General features: G+C 38.2%; 4 protein-coding genes. 1 reads left to right on the forward strand and 3 read right to left on the reverse strand.

What is annotated here, in order from left to right; translation table 11 throughout:
• Positions 1–149 (forward strand): IS1 family transposase (locus HA43_RS18435; RefSeq protein ID WP_244555243.1); only part of this gene is annotated, 149 nt, incomplete at its 5' end.
• Positions 150–159: 10 nt separating this feature from the next.
• Here HA43_RS18435 and HA43_RS18440 read toward each other — a convergent pair.
• The 3 genes from HA43_RS18440 to HA43_RS18450 form a co-directional block, all read right to left on the reverse strand.
• Positions 160–396, reverse strand: a complete 237-nt coding sequence (locus HA43_RS18440; RefSeq protein ID WP_065647930.1) for a ParA family protein — start codon at positions 394–396, stop codon at positions 160–162.
• 304 nt (positions 397–700) lie between these two features.
• Positions 701–940, reverse strand: a complete 240-nt coding sequence (locus HA43_RS18445) for a hypothetical protein (protein WP_094112326.1) — start codon at positions 938–940, stop codon at positions 701–703.
• Positions 941–1263: 323 nt separating this feature from the next.
• Positions 1264–1770, reverse strand: a complete 507-nt coding sequence (locus tag HA43_RS18450; RefSeq protein ID WP_128083832.1) for a hypothetical protein — start codon at positions 1768–1770, stop codon at positions 1264–1266.
• Positions 1771–2160: the final 390 nt, after the last annotated feature.

Genomic DNA, 2160 nt, shown 5'->3' on the forward strand with positions numbered 1-2160 from the left:
GGCGTTACACTCAGCGCATTGAGCGACATAACCCGAACCTGAGACAACATCTGGCAAGGCTGGGACGGAAGTCACTGTCGTTCTCAAAATCGGTGGAGCTGCATGACAAGGTCATCGGGCATTATCTGAACATAAAACACTATCAGTAAGTTGGGAGCATTACCGTTTTTTCATATCCAGCAGGGTATCGCGGATATTGTCAAACTTTTGAATGGCATGAACTATCGGCTGGTGGCCTGCTTCATTACGGTCGTTAAAAAAACGAGTTCCTGTACCCTGCTTATCACCATCGATATAAAGTACATCTTCACCACGACGGGCATACTCAATAGCCAGGTTAACGGCCAGTGTGGACTTTCCACAGCCGCCCTTACCATTACCAACATGAATAATCATGTGACAACTCCGTATGATTTAAGCCTGAAATTGTCACAACCTTAGAGGCACTGACTAAGCTGGTCAATAAATTCCTTACGCAAAGTTGAAAAAATGGCCAAAAAATGCCCTTTTTGGTACATTAATGATTCATTTTTAGTACCAAATAGGAACCTTTTTTAATCCTTAATGGTTCCTTTTTAGTGGTGGATTTATGCCTCTTCTTTGGATGCAATATTTATTAAGTCGTCTCTTTTATGGCTCTTAAAACGCTTTATCACATATTAACGATAACCATTTATCGCAATATATTTGGCGCAGTAATTTAGAGGTGTTTTTTATCAACCTCAGTAACTTCTTTTAAATCAACACTTCCTTTCTTAATACGAGAACTGACATCCTCTTCATATTCTTTCCGTCTGGCGTCGGTTATCTTATTTGTTTCTCCGCATTGTGCTGAGGTTATATTTTGTGCCTGTATTATTTCCAGTGGGGGAGTGGTTTTGGCTTTTTTATCTGAATCTAAATAAAATGCAAAGTCGGCATACCATAGAATTTCTCTCATAAGCACCCATCTATAATGATTGTAAATTGAGCTGCTTTTTATCAGATTAAATCCTGTATATTCATTCTGGTGCTGAACTCCCAAGCCCTTTCTTTGAGAGATATTTAATGCTTCTGATTTGGTTGAAAGGAGCCTGATTTTAGGGTTTCCACCTAGAGGGGGAAGTACACCTGTTCTGGGCGAGGGATTAAAGACCCAAGCGTCTGTAATATCATTCGCAGTCTCTTCACTATTCGTTACATGAGCTGCTAGACCTCCGCCAAGAGAGTTACCTACAACAACTGTTTTTGGACCAAAAAAACCGGCCCTTCTTTCCCTGTACTTTATAGCCTCTTTAACATATTCGCGAGCATACTTATTTTGAACCGGAAACGGTGCAAGGTTTTGGAACAGATAATCTTTAAAAAAATCATCTGAGCCTCGAAAAGCAACAATGAGTTCTTTTTCCCCAGTGAATTGGTTGCTATATATAAATGATTCTGCAGCAAAACCGTTAAAAAACCCACATTATCTTTCGAGAGCTCTTTTATTTTCTCAAGATAACTAGGGGTTATGAAGTTAAATTGCTTGTCAGGGTTATTTTTTTGCAAGGTTAGTGTAGCAGCCAGTGCATAAACGTAACCTTCTTTGGCTAAAGCCAGCTTTTTTTTAGTTTCGTAATCAATTTTCTGATAATCATCAACCATATCAAGATATCTCTGGTTGCACCACACAACCCCTTCTATTTTGCCTGCATTACTAGGAAAGGGGTTCCATGGGGAATTGATACAACCAGCTAATAACCCTACAGAAGTTACGATGCATAAGCAGAATCTTTTTCTCAGTTTCATATAACCACCACTGACTTAATGAAAATTTTTGTGTTGATGATTTAAGATGTCACTGACATAGCATTCGATATTGAGGTATTTAAGAGGAGATTAATTAAGTTAAAAGTATTGATAGTTTAGGTGAGAAGTGTTTTAGGAAATGAAAAGCGCATCACATTTTTGTAAATGCTTACCCTGTCATAAGTAAAATTATAAACCCTCTTTTATAAAACTATAGGGTACTAATAGTAAGGCGAAAAAATATTTTGGTTCAAATTATTGAACAATAAAAATCCTGCTCCTTGTCAAAACTACAAGGAGGTGATGAGCGGGCTTTCAGGAGTTTAATGTAAGTAACAGCCTTAGGCTTAAAGTAACCATATTCAGGGTGCAGAATTAGGTAATGCTCCC

The sequence above is a fragment of the Pantoea eucrina genome (assembly GCF_002095385.1).
GTDB classification, from domain to species: domain Bacteria; phylum Pseudomonadota; class Gammaproteobacteria; order Enterobacterales; family Enterobacteriaceae; genus Pantoea; species Pantoea eucrina.

Excerpts from the sequence above, each read along its gene's own strand:
- HA43_RS18450 (WP_128083832.1), bottom strand. The coding sequence starts at position 1,770 with ATGAAACTGAGAAAAAGATTCTGCTTATGCATCGTAACTTCTGTAGGG.
- HA43_RS18445 (WP_094112326.1), bottom strand. The coding sequence starts at position 940 with ATGAGAGAAATTCTATGGTATGCCGACTTTGCATTTTATTTAGATTCA.
- HA43_RS18440 (WP_065647930.1), bottom strand. The coding sequence starts at position 396 with ATGATTATTCATGTTGGTAATGGTAAGGGCGGCTGTGGAAAGTCCACA.